Annotated in this window: 20 protein-coding genes and 1 riboswitch; of the genes, 17 read left to right on the top strand and 3 right to left on the bottom strand. The window is 38.8% G+C overall.

Annotation, left to right across the window (positions count from 1 at the left end):
• Nucleotides 1-1848: 1848 nt before the first annotated feature.
• From MHI53_RS16605 to MHI53_RS16550, 12 genes are all read left to right on the top strand, one after another.
• Nucleotides 1849-3282: a hypothetical protein gene (locus MHI53_RS16605; protein WP_340371762.1), complete on the top strand. Its 1434-nt coding sequence runs from the start codon at nucleotides 1849-1851 to the stop codon at nucleotides 3280-3282.
• 469 nt (nucleotides 3283-3751) lie between these two features.
• Nucleotides 3752-3901 carry a hypothetical protein gene (locus tag MHI53_RS16600; protein ID WP_340371761.1) on the top strand — a complete coding sequence of 50 codons (150 nt, stop codon included), beginning with the start codon at nucleotides 3752-3754 and terminating at the stop codon, nucleotides 3899-3901.
• Nucleotides 3902-5286: 1385 nt separating this feature from the next.
• A complete protein-coding gene (locus MHI53_RS16595; protein ID WP_340371760.1) occupies nucleotides 5287-7227 on the top strand; it encodes a lasso peptide isopeptide bond-forming cyclase in 1941 nt (646 codons plus the stop codon).
• 15 nt (nucleotides 7228-7242) lie between these two features.
• The gene (locus MHI53_RS16590; protein ID WP_340371759.1) at nucleotides 7243-7374 is read left to right on the top strand and encodes a paeninodin family lasso peptide; all 132 of its coding nucleotides are present in this window, start codon (nucleotides 7243-7245) and stop codon (nucleotides 7372-7374) included.
• A 125-nt stretch (nucleotides 7375-7499) separates the two neighbouring features.
• The gene (locus MHI53_RS16585; protein ID WP_340371758.1) at nucleotides 7500-8435 is read left to right on the top strand and encodes an aldolase; all 936 of its coding nucleotides are present in this window, start codon (nucleotides 7500-7502) and stop codon (nucleotides 8433-8435) included.
• Nucleotides 8432-8722 (top strand): lasso peptide biosynthesis PqqD family chaperone, encoded by a 291-nt coding sequence (locus MHI53_RS16580; protein WP_340371757.1) that lies wholly within the window; start codon nucleotides 8432-8434, stop codon nucleotides 8720-8722. Before MHI53_RS16585 ends, MHI53_RS16580 begins: the two co-directional genes overlap by 4 nt.
• A gap of 34 nt (nucleotides 8723-8756) precedes the next feature.
• On the top strand, nucleotides 8757-9239 hold the full coding sequence (locus MHI53_RS16575; RefSeq protein WP_340371756.1) for a lasso peptide biosynthesis B2 protein: 483 nt from the start codon (nucleotides 8757-8759) through the stop codon (nucleotides 9237-9239).
• A 225-nt stretch (nucleotides 9240-9464) separates the two neighbouring features.
• A complete protein-coding gene (locus MHI53_RS16570; protein ID WP_340371755.1) occupies nucleotides 9465-11264 on the top strand; it encodes an ABC transporter ATP-binding protein in 1800 nt (599 codons plus the stop codon).
• Nucleotides 11265-11664: 400 nt separating this feature from the next.
• A riboswitch (cyclic di-GMP riboswitch) is annotated at nucleotides 11665-11746 on the top strand.
• A 308-nt stretch (nucleotides 11747-12054) separates the two neighbouring features.
• Complete coding sequence (gene galE, locus MHI53_RS16565; protein ID WP_340371754.1) at nucleotides 12055-13065, top strand: UDP-glucose 4-epimerase GalE; 1011 nt, start codon at nucleotides 12055-12057, stop codon at nucleotides 13063-13065.
• Between the two features lie 897 nt (nucleotides 13066-13962).
• Nucleotides 13963-14100 carry a hypothetical protein gene (locus tag MHI53_RS16560; protein ID WP_155645548.1) on the top strand — a complete coding sequence of 46 codons (138 nt, stop codon included), beginning with the start codon at nucleotides 13963-13965 and terminating at the stop codon, nucleotides 14098-14100.
• A 215-nt stretch (nucleotides 14101-14315) separates the two neighbouring features.
• Entirely contained in the window at nucleotides 14316-14444 is a 129-nt protein-coding gene (locus MHI53_RS16555; RefSeq protein WP_260320309.1) for a hypothetical protein, read from the top strand.
• Nucleotides 14441-14929, top strand: a complete 489-nt coding sequence (locus tag MHI53_RS16550; protein ID WP_081092519.1) for a VanZ family protein — start codon at nucleotides 14441-14443, stop codon at nucleotides 14927-14929. Before MHI53_RS16555 ends, MHI53_RS16550 begins: the two co-directional genes overlap by 4 nt.
• A 571-nt stretch (nucleotides 14930-15500) precedes the next feature.
• Here MHI53_RS16550 and MHI53_RS16545 read toward each other — a convergent pair.
• Complete coding sequence (locus MHI53_RS16545; protein ID WP_061143669.1) at nucleotides 15501-16430, bottom strand: LytR family transcriptional regulator; 930 nt, start codon at nucleotides 16428-16430, stop codon at nucleotides 15501-15503.
• A 384-nt stretch (nucleotides 16431-16814) separates the two neighbouring features.
• On the opposite strand from MHI53_RS16545, the gene MHI53_RS16540 reads away from it, so the two are divergent.
• From MHI53_RS16540 to MHI53_RS16530, 3 genes are all read left to right on the top strand, one after another.
• Entirely contained in the window at nucleotides 16815-18104 is a 1290-nt protein-coding gene (locus MHI53_RS16540) for a hypothetical protein (protein ID WP_340371753.1), read from the top strand.
• Between the two features lie 365 nt (nucleotides 18105-18469).
• Nucleotides 18470-19453, top strand: coding sequence for a hypothetical protein (locus MHI53_RS16535; RefSeq protein WP_061143666.1), 984 nt, complete (start codon nucleotides 18470-18472; stop codon nucleotides 19451-19453).
• A 330-nt stretch (nucleotides 19454-19783) separates the two neighbouring features.
• The gene (locus tag MHI53_RS16530) at nucleotides 19784-19918 is read left to right on the top strand and encodes a hypothetical protein (RefSeq protein ID WP_340371752.1); all 135 of its coding nucleotides are present in this window, start codon (nucleotides 19784-19786) and stop codon (nucleotides 19916-19918) included.
• A 60-nt stretch (nucleotides 19919-19978) separates the two neighbouring features.
• On the opposite strand, the gene MHI53_RS16525 is transcribed toward MHI53_RS16530, so the two are convergent.
• Together MHI53_RS16525 and MHI53_RS16520 are read right to left on the bottom strand one after the other, a co-directional pair.
• Nucleotides 19979-21250, bottom strand: coding sequence for a replication-associated recombination protein A (locus MHI53_RS16525; protein WP_340371751.1), 1272 nt, complete (start codon nucleotides 21248-21250; stop codon nucleotides 19979-19981).
• Between the two features lie 552 nt (nucleotides 21251-21802).
• Nucleotides 21803-22228: a nuclease-related domain-containing protein gene (locus tag MHI53_RS16520; RefSeq protein WP_340371750.1), complete on the bottom strand. Its 426-nt coding sequence runs from the start codon at nucleotides 22226-22228 to the stop codon at nucleotides 21803-21805.
• A gap of 529 nt (nucleotides 22229-22757) precedes the next feature.
• On the opposite strand from MHI53_RS16520, the gene MHI53_RS16515 reads away from it, so the two are divergent.
• Both MHI53_RS16515 and MHI53_RS16510 read left to right on the top strand, forming a co-directional pair.
• Nucleotides 22758-23177 carry an Rrf2 family transcriptional regulator gene (locus MHI53_RS16515; RefSeq protein WP_057911634.1) on the top strand — a complete coding sequence of 140 codons (420 nt, stop codon included), beginning with the start codon at nucleotides 22758-22760 and terminating at the stop codon, nucleotides 23175-23177.
• A 60-nt stretch (nucleotides 23178-23237) separates the two neighbouring features.
• Nucleotides 23238-24383 carry a cysteine desulfurase family protein gene (locus MHI53_RS16510; protein ID WP_340371749.1) on the top strand — a complete coding sequence of 382 codons (1146 nt, stop codon included), beginning with the start codon at nucleotides 23238-23240 and terminating at the stop codon, nucleotides 24381-24383.
• Nucleotides 24384-24386: the final 3 nt, after the last annotated feature.

Raw genomic sequence — 24386 nt, 5'->3', positions numbered from 1 at the left:
GATTCGTAGTAATAGGGCTCCGAAATTGTTCTAGGACTTTACACATGATTGATACTGTGTATTTGTCTATGTTTCGCGTAATAACAATTGCTTTCGTCCTGGTATCAGCGCTGCTTGGTTTGAAATATCATTCTCCATCTGTAACTGTTTCAATTCTTTTCATAGTTTGATAAGCTCTTTCCTTCGAGAAATCGGTTTTCTTTCTCCTAAAGGAACTTATGTTTTCACTCTGTTGAATCCACGGATCTAAGAAGAAGGAGTAAGTTCAGATTCTTCAATAAGAGCTTTTAGTGTTTTTCTGCTTCGATTGAGTTGAACCATCTGTTTTTTAAAATTGTAAGTTAATGTACGGCGTTCTCTTTCTTCATTTTGAGTGCTTCCTTATTTGTATTTAGTTAAGTGTAGACAATCCTTTATCAAGGCCACGAAGCGAAAGCGTGTTGACGGAGTATCAACTATACTAACTATTTTAGAAGGGTGATTCGTATAAAGTAAAGAAAGGATGAACATTTATTTTAACAAAGCATATAATATATTAATATAAAAGATACCTTAGGCAATAAACTATATAATCAAATTCACAAATAGGATCTAATGGTCAAAGTAAAAGCTTAATTTTTATGTAAGCTTGATTGCCAACACTAAATCAATCAACTTTATTAAGGGATAATTTTGGCTAGGGGGCTTATGAATCAATTTTACGTAGTCTCTAAATTTAAGAGTTAGATGGGATAAGTTCGCAAATGTTTTTTGATGGCAAACTCAGTCTTAATGATATTAAAGGTCGCTTCCGCGATAAAATTATCATATGAAAAACATTTCATACTAAGTGAACTACCAATTTTAAACGTAATTAACATTTAGTTAATTAGCTTGTTTTTAGATTCATTCCCTCGATCTGTATGGAAGAGCTGAATATCATAAAGGATACCTTTGATGGATGCAAATGTGCTTACCAGAAGCTGGAAGCCTTATTAGTTCCGTACTAATGACAATAATTTCACGAATAAAGAGATCGACAAATACACATATGTAATCCATTATTTTTGACTTTGACATATATTAAATTGCTGACCGCTACTTTTATTCTTCTTCATACCTGATTTAATTCGTTAGCCTGGGGCTGATTCGTTACATGAGGATTGTTGCGGTTTGTATTGTGCGACTGTACAAGATAATACAAGCTCTTGTTCTTTCATAATCCGGCCAATCCGGTTCCTAGAGACCGTTAGGGTGAGCTTCAATAACTCTACTTTAATCTTCCATGTACCTTAAAACTTACTTTTTTTACGAACAATCCTATAATGCCGTGTGTGACATCGTCTTTTGAGATTCGTTCTTTTGATTCGTAGTAATAGGTGTTCCGCAATAGCTCCAAGTCTTTACACATGACTGATACTGAGTAAATGTCTTTGTTTCTTTCGCTTAATAACATTTACTTTCGTCCTAGTATCAACGCTGTTCTCTTTAATATATCATTGTCCATCTATAACTGTATTAATTCATTTCGTAGTTTTATAAGATCCTATTTCTCGGGAGAAGGGTTATCTTTTTCCTTAAAGGAATGTGTGACTTCAATCTGTTGAATCCACCGATCTAAAGAAGAATGATAAGTTTATATTCTTCAATAAGATCATTTCGTGTTTTTCCGCTTTAATAGAGTTGAATCATCTGTTTTTTTTTCGTAAGTGAATGTACGTCGTTCTCTTTTTGTCATTTTGAGTGCTCCCTTATCTGTAGTTAAGAGTAGACGATTCATTGTAAAAGGAAGTATTAAAATAGGGAATTTTAAATTAAAGGTTTCAGAGGTAGAGTTATATAAAAAAATCTTGAAAGGAGACTACAGAGGTGGAAGAAAAGCTAACAAATATTACTCCTTTTGGTTTTGGTGTAGTAGGTAATGCTAATTTTTTTAATAAAGTGGACGGTAAATGGTATGCAGATTCTTCGTATAGTACCCTTGCCAATGATGATACAGCAGGAATGAGAGCTTTTTTAAATTATCTTAAAATAAATACACCTTATGATCAAATTGTTTTTCCAAGAAAGAACTATTTAATAACAAGTTCTATCATTATTCCCCAAGAGTGTAGAAATATTGAATTTAATTATTCATCATTTCGTTATATGGGAGGTAATGGAAGTTTTTGTATAACAGGGGGGGCTATAACAGGATCTACACCAGAAGAAGGTCTTACTGGTGGCTATATTTATGCAGATTGGAGAAACTTATTTATATGGTGTGACCCATCTGGGAGAAAGACTGGAAACGGTGTTGATTTTACAAGGTTAAGGAATAGTAGTCTTACTAATATAACTGTAAATGAAGCGAATATTGGTATTAAAATGAATGATTCGTGGGCATCTTCATTAACCAGATGCAAAGCGTTTTATTGTAATATTGGAATTGCTACTGGCCGCTCTTGTAATGGGACTAATATTTCTAAGTCTGATATTGAGTCTTGTAATATTGGAATACAAATAGGAAATCCTGGTGACGTAGGTGATACTTGGGGCACAAACGGTTTGACAATTGACAATGCAACATTAGTACAAGCCTGTAATACAGGTATTGAACTATATTCTATCAAACATGTCTCTGTTGTAAACAGTTATTTTGAAGCTAATAATCGTGTTATTGATATTCCTTTGATGTCCCCAAATGATACAATCCATAATTTCATATTTGATAGTAACATGGTTGACATAGCAAATAACAAGGAGTGTTTTTTGAGATTAAGGGACAATGCAAGAAGAGTTTCTATGAGTATTACAAAAAACACATTTGCTGGTTATAAGCCCATTAAAACTTTTTTTCATAGAGATTCAGGAGTGGTGGGGTTTATTGGGAAAATGGAAGTTAGTAATAATTCATTTGCTAATAGCGTAAGCTTTAGTGATATATTTCCTGATACTTGGAAATTCACATTTCTAAAAACAGACATTCCTTACATTCCTGTTATAAATACAGAGGATTGGGATATTTACCAAAGTGTCCAGATTTTTTGCCAAGGTAATTCTATGTTTGAAATAAGTGGATCTGTGAAGAGGAAATTAGGTTCTACCTCTAATTTACTGTTAACAGGAATGCCATACTACTTCACATCTGAAACTTTAAGAGCAAACTATTTGGTTACACAAACAATGGACGGTGCCCGAGGAGCCAAGAAAATTGCAAGAGTAGAAGTCAGCAATCTACAAGAAATAAGGGTATACACAGATGATATGGCAGATATAAATCCAATAAATTTAAACGGTGTTAAATGGTGTACAAGAAAATGAAAAAATGAGTCATACTTGTTTATGTCTATTCCATATTTATAAGTTTATCTGAAATTATAAATTGGAGTGGGATAATAACTAAGGCTCCTATTATGAAACTAGTCCTTAGTGGGGTTATTCTTTATTTTAATATAGGGTTAAAAATAATTAGTTGTATTTAGGTAGAAACAAATAGGGTGAAAAAGTGATGTTTCATTAGCTTCAACAATTAAATGACTTTCTCGGTATGATTTTCTCGGCTAAGATAGTGGTTGAAAGTGGTTAGATTGAAGGTGCAAAAGTACATTCGTTTAGTAGTAATTTTTGATAATTCTTTTTCCCTTGTTCCTTTCGTTAAATCAACTGTTAAGTAAAAGAGTGGGTATGATTTGCACTATCCCTCGGATAAGGGACAAACATAAAAAAGTGACCCTTAACCGGGTTTTTTTTATGTTTAAATAGGTGTAATGAGTATTGACGGAGGGTTTCTATGAGTAAGAATATGTATACTGAATTTCTGAATAAAAAACTTGAAAAGAATTTAAATATCATAAGTGCTTCAGATCGTTCTATTTCCTATAATCCTGAATTTAAAACAAAAGCTGTTAAGGCATATAAAAAGGGGATATCTCCTTCGTGAATTTTTATAGAACATGGATTTAATCTTGAAATAATTAGTGAAAAATCCGAAGCGTTTTCGACTGCGCTGGGTGATACCTTTGAAAGGTTTGTTGAGGAAGGCATCCTTATTACGGAACGCCATGGAAAAGGAAGTACAGGACGCCCTTCTTCCAAGCCACAGTCTGTAGAGGATCAACTTAGGAAAGCCGAAGCGAGATGAAATTCCTTGAAGCGCCCCCTAGATCAAAATGGTTATGGAAAATGATTATTCAGCCATCATAACTCATAAGAAAATCAGACGTTTTATGGTAAAATATCATCTCTTCGCAAAAAAACAGAAGAGCCAATCCGTATTGAAGGATGGCTAGAGCAACCAAGGAGCACCTTACTTGTCCAAACTATCTTAATCGTGAATTCAAACAAAAGGATCTAGGGAAAATTTTATTTACAGACATTACTTATCTTTATTATATGAAAGGTCAAAATGCCTATTTGTCATGAGTAAAAGGTGCGGACACGAAAGAAATAGTTGCTTATCATTTATTCACGTCATTGGATATGAATATCGTTATGAAACATTCTATAAGCTAAGGCAGGATGTGAAACACTAATTTTATCCAAGTGCAATTCTGCATTCTGACCAAGGATTCCATTACACCCACCCACCATCTATTTCAACACAAAGTGAAAGAACTTGGGCTAACCCAATCCATGTCGCGTAGGGAAACTGTTGGGATATTGCCCGATGGAAATCTTTTTTTGACACTTTAAAGATTTAGTAGAAAATAAAACATGTACTAAACTAATGGATGTGAAAGTAGAAGTGAATCTAGTTATTGAAGAATACAATGAGTGTCCTCATATGTCTTTTTATACTGTACGTAAAATGGGGTACAGTGTAATTTTCTTGAAAGTCATTTAGTATGAAAAGAGTTATTGACATAGAAATAAATAGATGGTAATTTTAGTTTATAATATTCGTTATAAAGAACGATATATTCTTTAAAAAGTGCAAACTCTAATCTCATTAGTGTGCTAATTTTCATTAGAACGAATAATTATGAATTACTATTTATGCGAGAAAATCGAATACTTTCAATAATAAAATAAGAAGAATAAATTTCAATAAAAGATTTAAAAAAGATTATAAAAACAGCGGCAATTAAGAAAGGATGATTTTATAATGCCTCTATTTCTAATGAAAGAAATATGGACACCATTAAAATTAGTTGGGGTGAAATTTTTTAAATCAGATGATAGAAGTATTTTCATCAAGGTAATGAACCAACGGAGGAGAAAGATTAAGTAATAGTGCTCTATTGTCTCCTGAAAATTTTCCTATTTAGTTGATCTAAAAAGATTATAAATCAACAATTAAACATAACAATACAATCGGGGGAAAACATGAGTGCTATAGCCGGTATGTATCATTTTAATGAAGAGACTCTAAATCTTCAACATTGCCATAATTTGATGACGGCTTTGCAAAAGTACCCTGCTGATTCTGTCCAAATATGGCATTCAGAAAAGATTTTTCTCGGCTGCCATGCCCAATGGATCACGCCTGAATCTGTTGGTGAACAGAATCCGTTTTATGATTTTGAAAGAAGTTGTGCAATCGCTGCTGATGCGATTATTGATAATCGTGAAGAGCTATTCCAGAGGTTACAAGTTAAGCCATTCAATCAAAAAGGCATGACCGATAGTGAATTGATTCTCCTTTCCTACTATAAGTGGGGCGAAGAAGCCCCGAAGTTTTTGGTAGGAGATTTTGCTTTTGTCATATGGGATGAAAAGGAACAGAAGCTATTTGGAGCTAGAGATTTTTCGGGAAGCAGAACTCTTTATTACCATCAAAATTTGCAGAAATTTGCTTTTTGCACGACTATGGATCCGCTTTTATCTTTACCTTTTGTTGAAAGAAAGTTGAATGAGCGGTGGCTTGCTGAGTATTTGGCCGTATCGGGAATGATTGATGCAGTAGATTCTTCCATAACACCCTATACATCCATAAATCAAATACCACCCTCCCATAGCATAACAATCGAGAATAATAGGATTATTTTAAAACGCTATTCTTATTTAAGTCAGGGAGATAAGTTAAAACTTAAATCTACTGAAGAATACATTGAAGCGTTTCAAAGTGTTTTCCAGGAGGCTGTTACATCTAGATTAAGGACACATCGGAAAGTTGGAGCTCAGTTGAGTGGCGGTTTGGATTCCGGAGCGGTTGTGGGCTTTGCTGTGAATAAGCTGCAGCGTGAAAGCAATCCATTACATACATATAGTTATATTCCTCCCGAAGATTTTAAAGATTTTACGCCTAAGTACTTATTGGCGGATGAGCGGCCTTTCATCAAATCGACGGTAGGACATGTTGGTGGAATCATTGATCATTACTGTGACTTTAAAGGAAAAGATTCGTATTCTGAAATTGAGGATTTTCTTGACATCATGGAAATGCCTTATAAGTTTTTTGAAAATTCCTTTTGGTTGAAGGGGATGTTTGAAAAAGCGAGAGAAGACGATATAGGTGTTTTGCTTAATGGAGATAGAGGAAACTTTTCAATTTCCTGGGGTTTCCCCTTAGAGTATTATTCCCTGCTATTGAAACGGTTGAAGTGGGTACGACTGTATCAAGAGTTGGAACAATATAGAAGGAATGTTGGTGGATCTAGATTGCGAAAGGTGAAAGCTATTGCAAGAATTGGTTTTCCAATCATAGATCGGCTGTTTCCGGAAGGTGCTTCATATAAAATTCCGACTTTAATTAACTCAGGATTTGCTGAAAGATCAGGTGTCTATGATAAATTCAAAGAATTTGGCATGGACCAAACAGGCTGGTATTCAAATTCTGATATTTTCAATGAAAGAAAAAAGCACTTTGAAGATATCTTTCAGTGGAATGCCGGGAATACGCTTTCCACAAAACTCTCCTTACGATACAAGTTGTGGAAACGAGATCCCACTAATGATATCCGTGTTATTCGTTTTTGTTTATCACTCCCAGAAAGTCAATATGTACAGAAGGGAATGGATCGTGCCCTGATTCGGAATGCTACAGTGAACGTCTTACCTGATAAAGTAAGGCTAAACCAGCGGTTCAGGGGTGTGCAAGGAGCTGATTGGGTCCACCGTATGATTCCTAAATGGGGTGAATTCATAAAAGAGATTGAGGAACTGAGCACAGATGACAAAGCACTAGAATTCCTGGATGGTCAAGCGATAAAGAATGCTTTAGTAACGGTTAAAAAAGGAACTGGCCCCGAACTTGCTACAAATCCTGACCATAAATTCCTCATGCGGAGTTTAATCGTGTCTCGATTTTTAAAACAATTCAATTAAAAGGAGGTGAATACTTTGAAAAAAGAATGGAAAAAACCTGAATTGGAAATCCTTGATGTTAATCAAACGATGCTTGGAGTCGATGGGAACTTTACAGATGCTGCTTTCCCATCAAATACACCTAAAGGTGACATAACTTTTAGTTAAACTTTTTTACGCTATCAAGTCTGTTAGGATTCCCATAAGCCCCTATTTACCAGTTAATAGGGGTATGACGTATACATTAGAGCTAGTTTAATTAAGAGATGTTATTTATGTGCGGGGGTATTTAGATGATTGGTAGTAAAGCAGGAACTGTTTATGAAGCATATGGTTTAACTATTTCAAGTGATATACCTCTGGCGGAATTGCTTCCTATTAATCTAGTTGAGGGTAAAGCGGATATCGTTATCGAAAAGGCTGATCTACACGCATTATGGTCTGAGCATTCAGATCCCAATGATGATTTTGTCATAAAGAAAGACTGGATCTTGTTCCAAGTTTCCGGGACCGCTATTTTCTTGATTGAAAGCGGAAGTAGAATTAGATTTGCTCCAATTGATGAGGCAGAGGAAGATGAGATTCGTCTTTATATCCTTGGAACATGTATGGGAGCTCTTTTGATGCAAAGGAACATCCTTCCTATCCACGGAAGTGCGGTGGCCATTAATGGTAAGGCATATGCAATTGTTGGTGATTCTGGTGCTGGGAAATCCACTCTTGCTTCAGCTTTTTTAAAAAAGGGCTATAAGCTCTTGAGTGATGATGTCATCCCGGTGACGCTAAATAATGAAAATATCCCAATTGTCACACCTTCCTATCCACAACAAAAATTATGGCTGGAAAGTTTAAATCATTTTGATATGGATTCAACAAACTATCAGCCACTCATCGTGAGAGAAGATAAATTCGCTGTTCCTGTTCAAGACCAGTTTATTACCCAACAACTCCCACTCGCTGGTGTATTTGAATTGATTAAGGGAGAAGGTACCGAGATCAATATTAAGCCCATACAATCTCTTCAAAGGTTTTATAAATTGTATCAACATACATATCGTAATTTTTTCTTGGAAAAATCCGGATTGATGGATTGGCATTTTAATACTTCAGCTAAATTGCTTCAGAAAATTGAGTTTTTCCAATTGCAGAGACCGATAAATCGCTTCACTGCACCAGAATTAGCGGAAATGATTTTACATGTATTAAAAAGGGAGGAAAGTGTATCATGATCAGTAATCAACTCAATTCAAAGAATTTATATAGCCAAAGTCCAGGAAACATAGTAAGTGATATGGATGGGGAAAAAGTCATGTTAAGTGTTTCTAACGGTAAGTATTATAATCTGGGCGAATTAGGCGGGGAAATATGGGAATTGATGAAGCAACCCGTTACGGTTCAAGAACTAGTGACAACATTACAATCGCAATATCATGTCGAACAATCCGATTGTACGGCACATGTCACTGACTTTATAAGTCAATTGTTGGAACAAGGATTAGTTAGTATCCATTCCTAGTATTATGAATCTTTAGCTCTAGGAGGTTTGAACAATGATTATCATGAAGAAAGCTCAGACTTTTCTTCGTTTAGATTTCAAGACAAAGGTGCTGTATATAGAGACTTTTTTTCATTTGGGCAGGGCCCGTTATCTTAAAAGTCGCTCATTTTCAAAAGTGGCGCCCACACTGGGTGAACAGATGGTAGAGTCATCATTTGAAGTGATTGCAGAGGATAAAGAGATCCTAGCAAACGTATCGCGAGCCATAACTATCATGAGTCGCTACACCATTTGGGAAAGTCAATGCCTGGTAAAGGCAATGGCGGCTATGAAAATGCTGGAAAGAAGAAATATTGATAGCACACTTTACTTAGGTACAGCTAAAGATGAAAATGGCGGACTGATTGCACATGCTTGGCTTCGCAGTGGTCCTTTTTACATTACAGGTTATGAAGTGATGGATCGATTCACTGTTGTTTCTAAGTTCTCTAAAAAGAACAAAAGTGGTGGGTTAAAAGAACAAAGGTCTAGTTAACAATGTGATATAGGCAGTTCTCAAATGAAAACATATTATTGAAACTTAATATACCTCTTGGTTATCAAGGAGTCCACGCGTCACCACCCCACCAATTTACCATCATGTTATGAATAAACATTCTTAGAAAAGTGGATAATCAATGCCTTTCCTTCCATTTTCGCGCATGATCACCAGTAACATGGAGGAAACGATTAAATTGCCCAGCGAATGGAGGATATGGTTATGAAGCATCTTTTCCTTTTTACGAAACAAGTACATGACTATTCAGGGAAGATATTATATATCAATCTAATTTGTATGATTTTAATAGGCTTTTTAGAAGGTGTAGGCATTTTCTTATTGATCCCACTGATTGGATTGACTGGTGTGATGGATATTAAAACTGATGAAGTTCCTTTCTTAGGCTGGGTGAATGGATTATTCGTTGGAATGCCAGAAACGCTCAGTCTTTTATTCATACTTGGGGTATACGCGATCTTAATGGTGGGGCAGAGTATCTTTAAGCGAAATCAAACCATCTTAGGCGTGAAAATCCAACAAGGATTTGTTAGGAAGTTACGGGATGAGACGTATGGCGGCCTGCTTCAAGTCAATTGGGGATTTTATTTAAAAAAGAGGAAATCCGATATTATTAACATCATGACAAATGAAACTTTCAATGTAAGTGCAGGGATCAATTTATTTTTACAATTTATAGCCTCCCTTATCTTTACTTTCATTCAAATTGCCATAGCCTTTTATTTATCTGTTCCCATGACGAGTTTTATCATAGCCTTTGGGATCATCCTCATTTTTCTATCCCGGAATTTTGTGAAAAATTCTCAGTCTGTAGGAAAAGAAACCTTTCAGCTAACACAAACCTATTTAGCGGGTATGACAGATCACCTTAACGGAATGAAGGATATTAAAAGTAATTCATTAGAGGATTCCCATTTGAATTGGTTCCTTTCTTTAAGTGAGAGAATGGAGAAAAATAGAATTAAGTTAACGACTTTGAATACGACGTCCCAAATGATTTTTAAAATTGTTTCTTCCTTCTTAATTGCCATTTTTGTTTTTATATCGATAAAGATGTTCATGGCCCAGCCAGCACAGTTAATGCTGATAATGGTCATTTTTTCTAGGCTATGGCCAAGATTTACAAGCATACAATCCAACTTAGAACAAATAGGAACTACGCTTCCATCTTTTAAAGCTTTGTCGGATTTACAAAATGAATGTAGGGATGCGAGAGAATTATATGAATCCGATTATAAAAATATTTTGCCGATTGATATTAAACAAGGATTGGATTGCCGTAATGTTTATTTTAGTTATGATCAAAATGAGAGCACCTATGCCCTTAAAAATATAAACATCCACATTCCTTCTAACCGTATGACGGCTATTGTAGGACGATCTGGTGCCGGAAAAAGCACCTTAATAGATATATTAATGGGGTTGAATCAACCTATTAGGGGAGAAGTCAGAATAGATGATATTCCCCTTACTAATGACCGTCTATTATCGCATCGGAGATCGATTAGTTATATACCTCAAGATCCTTTTCTCTTTAATGCAACGATACGGGAAAATTTGCTGCTCATTGACCCTGACGCAAGTGATGTATTAATATGGGAGTCTTTAGAATTCGCGGCAGCTGCCGATTTTGTCAGTAAGCTCCCGCAAGGTCTAGATACACTTATCGGTGATCGAGGTATCCGACTATCGGGAGGAGAAAGGCAGCGCTTGGTGTTAGCCCGAGCGATTTTACGCAAACCGGCCATCCTTGTTTTGGATGAAGCAACAAGTGCATTGGATACAGAGAACGAAGCGAAGATTCAATTCGCTATAGAAAAATTAAAAGGAAAAATGACGATTATCGTAATAGCCCATCGCTTATCAACGATACGACATGCAGATCAAGTGCTTGTTATGGATCAGGGAGAAATTATACAGGTGGGTGAATATAACCAGTTAGCGAAGGAAAAGAGAGGAATGTTCAGCCATTTATTAGGCATTCAAATGGAATCCAGTGTATAAGGTTTAAAAACATATATAAAATGAAAGGAAAGTCAGGGCACAGCCATAAAAATGGATTGTGATACTGGCTTTTTTTAGGTGGGATTATTGAATTACTAGATAATAAGTAAAATTAATTAGTGTGAAAAATATTTTTTTGAAATAGTAAAATGAGCAAATTATAGCTGATTAACTCTCTATTTTGGATGAAAATTTTATAACGAAGGCTTATTTATCTAGTATTTTATAAAAAAATGTCGTTATTTGAGGAAAAATGACGAAAAAAAACGAATAGTATTTTGGACTATTATTATGCTTTTAGGTATATAATTAATATTACAAAAGTATTAATAAAGCGTGGTTATCTAATAGGTATAATAGATTAGTGTTGGTATTAAATAGTTAAATTAAGAAAGTAAAAATAAGAGAAAGGCAAACCTATTGAAAAGTATGGACGCAAAATTACAGGTCTAAGGCTCTGCTAAGACGGCTGAGTTACCGCAAGTTGGGTGGAATTTGTTATCGAAGCTAACAATGAACTTGAGGAATGGGTTAATTTAATTCTAGAGGCTAAAAATGCAGGGTTATCTATTGAAGAAGTAAGAGAATTTCTTAGAGATTGCAGATTTCTAGATAAGGAGGAAGTAAATTTATAACAGGCTATTGTTTTTAAAATGGATTTATTGTACTATATACAATCTTTTTTTATAGATTTATTTTTATTAATGAGTTGTTATATTAAGACTGCGCCTAATGTTAAGTTAGATAAATACATGTTAGTTTATTCTAAATCGAAGTGAGGAATTTTAAAGTGTCAATACTGGTAACTGGAGGGGCGGGCTATATAGGAAGTCACGCAGCGATAGAACTTTTAAAAACAGGTTATGATATTGTAATAGTGGACAACCTGTCAAATAGCAATCTTGAATCATTAAATCGGGTGAAGGAATTAACAGGAAAGAACTTCATTTTTTATAAGTGCGATTTATTAGAACGTGATGAGTTAAATACTATTTTTGAAAATCATAGCTTTGAAGCAGTAATGCACTTTGCTGGGCTCAAAGCGGTAGGGGAATCTGTTGAAGTCCCATTAATGTATTATCATAATAATATAGCAGGCACAATTAATTTGTGTGAACTGATGGCAAAGCACGATGTTAAGAAACTCGTCTTTAGTTCATCTGCTACTGTATACGGTCACCCGGATAGCGTCCCGATTGATGAATCTTTTCCTTTGTCGGCAACTAACCCATATGGGCGTACAAAATTAATGATTGAAGAAATATTAAGAGATTTACATATTTCAGATTCCACTTGGAGAATAGCATTATTACGTTATTTTAATCCAATAGGTGCTCATGAAAGTGGAAGCATTGGGGAAAATCCGAATGGAATACCAAATAATTTAATGCCATATGTAACACAGGTTGCAATTGGAAAAAGGGAAAAACTATCTATTTTCGGAAATGATTATAACACTCATGACGGTACTGGTGTCAGGGATTTCATCCATGTCACGGACTTGGTAAAAGGGCATTTAAAAGCACTTGAATACCTTGAAAAAAATAATGGAATTGAAGCATTCAACCTTGGAACAGGTAGAGGTTATAGTGTTATGGACCTTATTAATACATTTAGCTCAATAAATAAAAAAGAAATACCTTTTCAATTTGTAGATAGACGCCCTGGCGATATAGGAAGTTGTTACGCAAATCCTACTAAAGCAGAAAAAGTCTTAAGCTGGCGTGCAGAGAAGGATTTAAAAGATATGTGTACAGACTCGTGGAAATGGCAAACTCAAAACCCAAACGGATATAATTAAGATTATAAAACTTAACATACTAAGAGAAAAATATTTATTGTATAAAATATTTCATACTTGAATTTATTTTAGATGCTAATCTACTGTAAGCATGATTTCAAGTTGAATAATTTAAATAATGGTGAATTTTTCTCTTGGTCTATCAGAAATCTATAATAAGTGATCCTTATAGGTTTCTGATATATTGAAACAATTTTAAAAGGTAATATAATTATTTAAGAAAAAGTAATAAATAAAACAATAAAATGAAATCGCTTACAAAAAAGAGTAGAGAAAGAGAAATTAAATCTGAGATGTACTTTCACAATAACACGTTTACAAACGGAACAACAGGGAACCAATAAAAATAAAAATCCTAAAATAAATGAGGGATAATTATTATGATTGATGTCAGAAATGTTGTTTTGGGAATGATTTGGGGAACGCTTTTAAGTATACCTTTATGGTTATCGTTTTTTGGATGGGTGAAAATACTTTTTAGCTTTTTCTCATAAATTATTTGGTTTATGTTGTTTGAATTTTATTCTTAGGCATATAAAATGGTTCAAAGTAAGTCTCCTTTTCCTCAAAACCAGTTAGATTCTTCGTATACCTCCTAAATATCAGAAATAAAATAAATCATTTAAACATCCATTTCTTTTATTACATACCAATAATAGATTTTTAGGATTAATTACAGATGGAATAAGTAATATAGAAATTTCTATAGTTTGTATTGAATTAATGAAAAGTATATTAACAAACTGTTTTATGAAATTTTACTTATCCAAAAAAAATAGGTAATAATACCTTAAAATTTTTTCGCCGTGTGCCGATACTATATATATAGATTAAGCAAAGGGACTTCGCGGAGGGCGATGTCAGTTAGCTGCCATCAAAATTAAAGGAGATTATTTGATGACAAAAAACAAATTCATTACGTTCGAGGAAGTTTATGAAAAGAAACAGAGAAGAAAGAAGCTGTTTATCGGGTCTTATGTTGCTATTATGTTGGTTTTAATTTCAGTCATGACTTATTTTCTAGGTCAATCATAATTGGGGAATGTTGGGGCTGAGGAATCGGTCCTTTTTTTGTTTTGAATATACTAGAGGAAATAGTTAATAATGGAATATTTACAGTAATTTAACTTGCCATAACCCACCAAATATGTGATTATCAAATAAATGAGCTATATTCCTTATATTTCAATAATAGGAATGGGGAAACAGTAGGAGACGGCGGCTCGACTATATGGGAGTGGGAGTTTGGAATGGAATTTTTAGAAATCTTAAAGGATACATACGCAAAAGGGGAGTTTGGCGAGGATATTACCATAACGGAGCTGGTGGAGGAGCTTAAGGGAAAATTAAGTGCAATCATCGAGGATTCTGATCGTTGATAATCCAAAAATACCTATTCCCCATCCTGTTCGTGCTTTGGGCGATGGTGATTTTCTTTTTTTCGTCGCAGACGTATGAGGAGCAGAGCATTACGCCTTTTTTGGCGCAGTTCAATACGCCGTATTGGTATGATCGGTTGGAGGGCCTATCATTCATGTATGGCGGGGTTGAGGTGAGTGCCCATACGGCGGGGGTTAATGGGTTTCTGGAGTTTTTCATTCGGAAGGGGGCCCATCTTTTTATCTTTTTCGTGTTTGGGTTGTTGACGTTGGGTGTTTGGCGCAGTTTTGTAAAGCATGCTGTTCTGGCGTTTGCAGGGGCTTTGGTTTGTGTCCTGCTTTATGCGAGTGCCGATGAGCTGCATCAAATGCTTACGGGCGGGCGCACTCCTTTGCTGCAGGATGTGGTGCTTGATACATTTGGCGGTTTGCTGGGCATTTTTTGCTTTCTAATGTTTAACCGTTGGAGAAGGCGTCGAACGTGAAGAAATATGTCTGATACCGATACATATAGGGAAGGAGCATGTCCAACCACATGCTTCTTTTTTTGTCATGTAGCTGAAAATGGCGAATGGCGTTAGCGGTTTGAATGGGATGCCTCTCCTTTTTCTGGCATCAGAGCATGTTCATTGAAAAAAGAGAGGGGATGCCTATGGGGAAGGATGGCGATTCATTCCTCATGAGACATATTTCATTCTCGAGCGATCACTGATGGCTTTCAGAATGAACATTTTGTCCTGTTTGCTTAGCATAGCCCAGCTGCCTGCTTTGATTTTCATACGATTACACTCCTTTTGTTTGGGATCATTTATCATAGGCAATGAATGGCGGTTGATGGGTTCCGGGTCCAGAGATTAATAGAGTCGTTTGGTGAAAGGGGCAGGGGGAAGTTGGTTTTTTATTGGCTCATACTAGATTATACCGTCTTTTACCGTCTAATAAACAACAAAAATTCCAACAAATCTCTACAATTGACGTCCATTTTTTGTCAGAATATTGGACAGGCAAAAAGAAAAAGCTGTCAGAATGCGGGTTCCGGCAGCTCTTTCTTTTTGCTTATTTGATGTCCAATTGTTCTTTTAATTCAGATCGGACCATTTCTTTTTCTTCATCCGACACGATATTATAGTAGATTCCGTCGATTTTCTTTCCATCGCCAGGAATGGTTGATTGGGTAATGCTTTTGCTTGCGTCCCGGTAGTGCTTCTGGATATCCATCATGTCATCGAACGTCAGATTCGTCTGGATGTTTTTGCTTAGGGCATCGAAGACATCATCATATTTTGTCAAAGATGAGACGCTTGCGCCTTCTTTAATGACGGCTTCGATGATGGCACGTTGTCTCGATTGACGGCCATAGTCGCCATTCGGATCGTCATGTCTCATTCGTGCATAGGCCAGCGCTTCTTTTCCATTAAGGTTGATGCTTCCCTTCGCGAAATGGACGCCCTCGTATGTGAAGTCCAAATCGTTTTGTACCGTTACGCCGCCGACGGCATCAACGATATCCTTGAAGCCTTCCATATTGATCTTCATATAATAGTCGATCGGGATGTCGAGGAAGTTCTCGACGGTATCCATCGACATTTTTGCGCCGCCGAATGCAAAGGCGTGATTGATTTTATCCTGTGTTCCATGGCCGACGATCTCGGTCCGTGTATCACGGGGGATGCTTAGCATTTTAACGGATTTTTTCTGAGGATTGACGGTCAAAACGATCATCGTATCCGAGCGGCCTTTGTCGCCATCACGTTCATCGACCCCAAGCATGAGCATCGAGAAAGGCTCCCGATCGGATAGGGCAAGGTCCTTCGTTCGTTTGTCCGTATTGCGGTCTATGGGCGTATGCATCGAATCAACGGTTTTATTTAGGGAATTCCAGACGGAGTAGGCAAAAGCGCCTCCTGCTAATATGAAAAGTAGGACAATTATCCCGACTACCTTCAGCCAAGTCCGTTTCTTTTTTTTCTTTTTTTCGTGTCTCATAGATTACTTCCTTCCTCTTTTTGTTGCCACATTCTCTATTATATTTAATTTTTCGCGAAAATAATAGTATAATTTACTATTTTATCATAGATTTTCCATTTTTTGGTGTATCGGTGTGCGAGATGAATAGAACGGTAGTGAAGAAGGTGGAATGTGAAATTGTTTAAAGGTTTAGTCCAAAAGGAGTGGTTGGTGGGAATATCGACGCTGTTTCCAATGTTTCTTCTAAAACGGCAGGTCGGTCTATTGATTTTCATGCACTGCAGTGATTTGGAGTTTTTTCACGTTGAAACAAAAAAAGCTTGATGAGGTGAACGGTGTGTAGGAATATATAACTAGTGATATTATACTATCGTTTTTAAAATGAAGGGGTAAGGTGTGCGAATGAGAGAGCTGAGAAATGGTGTAGGGGTGTTCATTCTTCTCCTGACATGGGGTGTCGGTGCTGAGGTTCAAGGCTCTACCTTGAATGAAGGCGCAACTATTAAAGTAAATGCAATCAACAAAGGAGCATTAGCCAGCAGTACGGACAAGAAGGTCTATAAGGCTGCATTGCCGGAGGCTGGAGTTGTGACGTTATCGATCAAGCGTAATGCCAAGGCTTCCTGGGAAGGTATCATCCAAAACGGTAAAGGATTCAACTATACATACATGTATACGAGCAGTCAAAAGGGCAGTTCGGATTTCGAGGAGGTGCAAGTCGGGCTTCCGAAAGGGACGTATTATATCACGATTGGTGATAATGGGGGGGCTTCCAGGGTTCCGTTTCAATTTTCGGTAAAGTACACGAAGGATCATCATTTTGAAAAAGAGGCGAATGATACGGTAGCCGCAGCTAATGGCATTCACTTGAATGAGACATACAAAGGGGTGATCAGTACATCCGATGATCATGATGCATTCAAGTTCACCGTTCCGCAAAGCGGCAATGTGGTAATGTCAGTTAAACAAAGAGCGGGGACGAATTGGCACGGTGTGATTCAGGATCGATCAGGTAAGAAGGTGGGTGAGATATATACGAGCGAAAAGCAGGCCGTCACCTCTTACTTGAAAAAGGGCAGCTATTCCTTAATCATGGACAACGCTGAAGAAACGATCGATGTTCCATACGCGTTCGCGATTTCGGATACCTCGCCTTCATTAAGGTCAGTCCAGATCGGAGTGTCCAATGAAGCGGGAAAGACGGATGTTATGAAGCTGAGCGGTCTGAAAAAGGGAACCATCATCAAAGTGTATGACGCGAAGAGCAGAGGGAAAGTGTTAGTGAAGGCGACAGCAACGGAAGCGTCATTGAAGGTAAAGGTGAAGCAGCTTGGGAAGAAAGCGGGGAATGTCTACGTTTCGGCCACACAGCCGCCATTGAGGGAAAGCGACCTTGTCGCTCGATCCTATCAAGGTGAAATCTCGCCTTCCTTGAAAAAAAGCCAGGTTAAGGTAACGAATGGTAAAGGAAAAGCCGACCTCGTTAAAGTGGGCAGCCTGACTAAAGGGGATGTCATCAAGATTTACAGTGTCAATGGAGCCGTTTTGGCTAAGACCACCTCCAAAGGGAAACGGGCGAATGTGTCGATGAAGCAGCTTGGAAAAAAAGCAGGCAAGTTTTCTGTGACGGTGACCAAGCATCGGCAAAGGGAAAGCGCCCGTGTGGCAATAACGTTCGGTAAGGAAAAATGATTCAATGAATGATGGATGAAATATTGAGATTTTCATGGTTTGGACTTAGTCCGTTGTTTTCCATTCAGCTTAAAAAACGATTTCGCCTATGATGGATGATAGGGATTTTGTATAAGCAAGAAATGGCGCTTATATCCATACACAGGACTCCGGGAGAAAAATCCCGGAGTTTTTCCGTAAAAAGAAGGGCGCTTTTTAGAATGATGAATAGACTGGAAAAAGGGATGCTTCATATGATATTTCTGGGCGTTCGACGATTTACTGCAAAATGGGTGATTGGAAGAGTCCGTAATAGAAACAAGGCGCATATATATGCAGTACGGATATCACTAAAGTATAAATAACTATTGGAGGCTAAAGGAAAAATGGCAGAGACTGTTAGTTTACCGTACCTTGAAGCTTTAAAGGGAAAATTTGTGAGGGTATATAAAGGCGGCCCAGAATCTAGAGAAGGCAGGCTTGTAGAAGTCCGGAGTGATTACATCGTTCTTCATACGGAAGAAAATCAACTCGTATATTACGCCATTGAGCATTTGAAGATCGTCGTCGAAAATGCGAAGAAGGCGCTTGATTTATGTCCGATCAATGATGGGGAAATTGTATATCCGGGAACTTTTTTAGGGGCACTGGAAACATTAAGGGATAGCTGCATCCAAGTGAATGGCGGCGGTCCGACTTCAAAAGTTGGCCGGGTTGTCGATGTGAAAGAAGAATTCTTGGTTCTATCCACGGAGAAAGAAGGGTTGGTTTTATTCCCGATTTCCCATATCAAAAGTGTAACGGTCGTGGAATTTGCGTGCCGTGAGATCCCATCTCAAGACCTATATGACGGTATCGATTCACTTAATGGCATTCTTTCAAGATTGATCCACAACTGGGTATCCGTAAGTGCAGGCGGCCCTGAGCGGGTTGAGGGAATCCTGATTGAAGTGGCTGAAGCGTACATCGTTGTTGTGCATAATGAAGAATTATTTTATGTGACAACGGAACATATCCAATTCATCGCTTTATCGGTTAGGATAGTTGAAACATGTTGTGAAAGCTCAAGCAGTTCTTCTTGTGAGAGCTCATCCAGCAGCTCATCATGTGAGAGCTCATCAAGCAGCTCATCATGTGAAAGCTCATCAAGCAGCTCATCATGTGAAAGCTCATCAAGCAGTATCGTTTTTGAGAGCTCATCCAGCAGCTCATCAGATGAAAGTTCATCCAGCAGTTCGTCAGAAGAGAGCTCATCCAGCAGCTCATCCAATGAGAGCTCAGGCAGAGGTCAGAGACGTGTCCGCTCAAATGCATTCAAGCAAATATGGCTTGAGAATTTGATTAAAGCAGCTAATCAAAACACCAAGTAAAAGGGAAGACCAAACAGGCACAGCAACCAAATGGAGTTGTTGTGCCTTCTTATTGCAATTGGACACGCTCTTTTTTGAGTTGTTTGATTTTCTGGAAACGAGCTCGGACTTCATCATCCTGCATACAGGAAAGCTCTAGGCGAAAGGGATGCTTGTTGAAATACTGCTCAAAAAATATGGTTTGTGGCTTCATGGGATTGATGAACAACTATCTCATCTGTTACTCACCTGTTTGTAAAACGATGTTCATCCTGAAGGAGCTATGAAGTGGTTTCGGTTTGTAATGACCATTCTGCTTATAAATATTGAGATCGCACATTGGGGGAAAAGGTGAAAAAGATTTCCAATCAAATGGTGGCGGCAGGCTTGTGGCTCCATCCGAAACATATTGGATTTTCAAGGGCGGTCAAAGGTAAGCTCATCGAAATGATGGCGGCCGAGGGGGAGGCGTTTTTGTCGATATGAGGTATGTATATGGCTTTCACTTTCCAATGAAAGAACTCCGGGTCTAAGACTGATCCGGAGTCATTTCTTTTTCTCGATATTTTCATAGACGGAGGCAAGGGCTTGTTCGAATTTCCCGCTCTTTTTCGGCTTGTAATATTTCTTGCTGCGCAGTTTGTTTGGCAAGTATTGCTGCTTCACCCAGCCATTTTCGTAGTCATGCGGATAAAGGTAACCGATGCCGCGACCGAGCTCAGCGGCCCCTTTGTAATGGGCATCCTTAAGGTGATCAGGTACATCTCCGCTATGACCGCTGCGGATGTCGGAAAGAGCCGAATCGATCGCGGTGATGGCCGTGTTCGATTTGGGTGAAAGGCATAGCTCGATCACCGAGTTGGCAAGCGGAATACGGGCTTCAGGAAACCCGAGCCGTTCTGCGGCTTCGACTGCCGCGAGGGCCCTGGGACCAGCCTGAGGATTGGCAAGACCGATGTCTTCGTAGGCTATGACAACCATTCGGCGGGCAATGCTGACAAGATCGCCGGCTTCGACCAAGCGCCCCAAATAATGTAGAGCTGCATTCACATCACTGCCGCGAATCGATTTTTGGAAAGCTGACAGGACGTCATAATGAGCATCTCCATCCTTATCATGTGAGAAGCTTTTTTTCTGCATGCACTCCTCGGCAATATGTACATCTATCTTGATCGTACCGGATTCATCAGGTTCGGTGGAAATGACGGCAAGCTCCAGAGCATTTAGCGCACTTCGCACATCTCCGTTCGAAGCAGTTGCGAAATGGGTAAGGGCTTCAAGGCCGACTTCCGTATTATATGTACCGAGCCCGCGCTCCTCATCATGAAGTGCCCGTTCCAAGGCTTTGATTAAATCAACGGTCTCCAACGATTTTAATTCGAAAATCTGACACCGGCTGCGGATTGCCGGATTGATGGCATGATAAGGGTTGCTCGTCGTTGCACCAATCAAGGTGATCATGCCGTTTTCCAGATAAGGCAAAAGGAAATCCTGTTTCGCCTTATCGAGCCGATGAACCTCATCCAGCAGCAGGATCACCTTGCCGGACATTTTTGCCTCAGCTGCGACAATCTCCATATCTTTCTTGTTATTGGTCACGGCATTAAGCGTCCGGAAGGCAAACTTCGTACTCCCGGCAATCGCGCTTGCAATCGATGTCTTCCCAATTCCCGGAGGACCATACAGGATCATCGAGGAAAGCTGCTTGGCTTTAACCATTCTCGCGATTATTTTCCCTTCACCAACCAGATGCTCCTGCCCGATGATCTCATCAATCGATCGAGGCCGCATCCTGTAAGCCAGCGGTTTAATATTCATTGCGCACCTCTCCTTTTTATATAAGGTATCACAAGTCATGGGTGAAATGCGCTGATTATGCTGTTCGTGACAGTAAAAATCATATTTAATCCTCCCATTACGAAGGCTGATTCGTCCCAAGTAGGAAAAAATCGACCATCCAGCGCGCTAATTCGTCCCAGTCAGGGATAAATCGACCAACCAGCGCGCTAATTCGTCCTTGCCAGAAATAAAACGGCCTTCCAGAAAAACTTAATTTGTCCTAGCCTTCTATAAGAGAATGTAATAGATAAACTCTGCCTTTGGTATGTCCGGAATGTTTCAGTTTCAATGAAGTTAGTAAATTTTTTGCGCTTGATGGAGAATGGAGTTGAAGGAAGTTTCGAAATTCGCTGTTGGTAATGGAAGGTTTTACGAGATATACATAATCTAAAAGTGCGGAAATATGAGCATCATGGGAAGTATCCAGACAAGTACGGCAAATCCACTTTCCATGCCGCTCCATGGAATATGCCTGACAATTTTGACAGAAGACACCAGTTTGAAGGGCGGAACTTGGTATTCCATACGTTTTTAAAGTTTAGGAATAAAAGCAGTATGCCCATCAAGCCATACATTCGATAAACGTTTTATAGCTCTTCTTGAAAGGATCTCTTCGGTATGCGTATTATTTAATTCCGCAATTTGCAGAAGAATACGATCCTTGCGTATTACTTTTCCACTAATCTCTTTATTGGCCGCACGAATGATAGTTGAAGAATTGGCACTGACTACGAGGGTTTCAACTGGAAGGTTATTGATCTTTCTTGTTTTTAACCAATCTAACAGGTGCTTGCGCTGCATGCTCACCTGCAATATTGGATCGTCAAAAGCTTCGGTTGTTCCATCTGGATTTGTACGGATAAGTTGATTGAATGTGTTGTCAAAAAACATTTCACCAGCGATGTTTTTAACTTCAACGATCAAGAGGAAGAAGGGTGTGAGGATGAGGATGTCCATTTGGAACGGAAAAAAGGTGAACCGCTTAGTCGGAGGTCATGAAAGAGTAAATAGTCTTTTTGAGGAAGGGCTTTGAGTAAATTGAAGACTCTGTATTCGCCTTTGTAGCCTGCCCGGATTTTTTTGATGTCTTCGTTTATTGCTGGCTGCCTTTCATGCCCAGGAGGTAAACGCCTCATCAGGGATTCTAGCATGTTGATCTTTAAAGGCATTTTGCAATCTTTAATGATCATTGTAATCACTCCTTTTAGTTTTAAGTAAAGTATTCTCCATTAATAAATGAGTTTCCTGTAATCTGGAGAAATAAATGAATCATAAAATCAAACTTCCCTTTAATCCGTCCGTCCCAAGGAAAATCCGACCCAGCGAGCGGGAAATTCGTCTGTCGTGATAATTGGTCCTTTCTCTTTTCCGACCTTTCCAATTAGGATAATTTGTAAAATTGGAGGTGGTTGAATGCATTTCTGGCGGGAATATGCTATAATTTCATAAGAATTTAGAAACGGATAAATAATTTGAGGTGTATTATATGAAGATATCTACAAAAGGTCGTTATGGTTTAACGATCATGATCGAGCTTGCGAAACATTATGGAGAAGGTCCGAAGAGTTTGAAATCGATTGCGCAGACGCATAATTTGTCCGAGCATTACTTGGAGCAGCTGATTGCGCCGCTTCGTAATGCGGGGTTGGTGAAGAGTGTGCGTGGTGCTTATGGCGGGTATGTCTTGTCTAAGGACCCTCAGGAGATTACTTCGGGTGATGTTATACGCGTATTGGAAGGGCCGATCACTCCGGTTGAAGGAATCGAGGAGGAAGAGCCGGTGAAGCGCCAGCTTTGGATTCGCATCAGGGATGCCGTGAAGGATGTATTGGATAATACGACGCTGATGGATTTGGCGAATTACAAGGATACGGGTGAAATCGATTCTTATATGTACTATATTTAAGTGATCAGCGATGCGCCTATTTTGTAGGCGCTTGCGTTTTTTAATGGAGGGGACAAGAAAGTGGAGAGAATATACTTAGATCATGCGGCGACTTCACCGATGCATCCAAATGTAATCGATAGGATGATGACCGTCATGAGCCATGACTTTGGTAATCCTTCGAGCATTCATGCTTTCGGTCGGGAGGCGCGTCATGTTTTGGATGAGGCACGTTCAAGCATTGCCAAAAGCATCGGTGCCGGACGGAATGAAATCATTTTCACGAGCGGTGGAACAGAGGCGGATAATACGGCCATCCTTGGGGTTGCGAACGCCTATAAAGAAAAAGGGAAGCACATCATCACGACGGAAATTGAGCATCATGCGGTTTTGCATACTTGCCAATATCTTGAGAAGTCTGGCTTTGAACTCACTTATTTGCCTGTGAATGAAGCGGGGCTTATTTCCGTTGCCGATTTAAAGGCGGCTTTGCGCGAGGATACGATTTTGGTTTCGATCATGTTTGGCAACAATGAGGTCGGATCGGTCCAGCCGATTGCCGAAATCGGGCAGCTGCTTAAAGGACATCCGGCCATTTATCATACGGATGCGGTTCAAGCATATGGTTTGATGTCCATTGACGTTCATGAGTTGGGCGTGGATTTACTGAGTGTATCAGCTCATAAGATTAACGGTCCGAAGGGAATCGGCTTTCTATATATCCGTGAAGGGTTGAAGCTGAGTCCGCATCTTTATGGCGGGGAGCAAGAACGCAAACGCCGGGCGGGGACGGAGAGTGTGCCGGCCATTGCTGGTTTTTCAGAAGCCGTGTTGATCGCACAAAATACGATGGAACGTAAGTCTGCGGAATATAGGCGCTTTAAAGACGTATTGCTTGCCGTCTTAGATGGGGCAGATGTACAATATGAAATTAACGGATCTAGCGAACATTCGCTGCCGCATGTGCTGAATCTAAGTTTTCCCGGCACGAATGTTGAATCGATGCTCGTCAACCTGGACTTGGCAGGTGTTGCGGTGTCGAGCGGATCCGCTTGTACGGCAGGGTCCATCGAGCCCTCGCATGTACTTGTCGCAATGTTCGGCAAGGATTCTGAGCGGACGAAAAATTCGATTCGCTTCAGCTTCGGTTTGCACAACACGGAACACGTTGTCAGGTCTGCGGCCGAAACGACCGTGAAAATCATTAACAGATTAGTGGGAAGGTAATCC

Origin of the sequence: Peribacillus sp. FSL E2-0218 (genome assembly GCF_037992945.1) — a bacterium.
Lineage (GTDB): Bacteria > Bacillota > Bacilli > Bacillales > DSM-1321 > Peribacillus > Peribacillus simplex_B.
The sequence above is the reverse complement of the archived record's forward strand: the minus strand, read 5'-3'. Positions and strand labels throughout refer to the sequence as shown.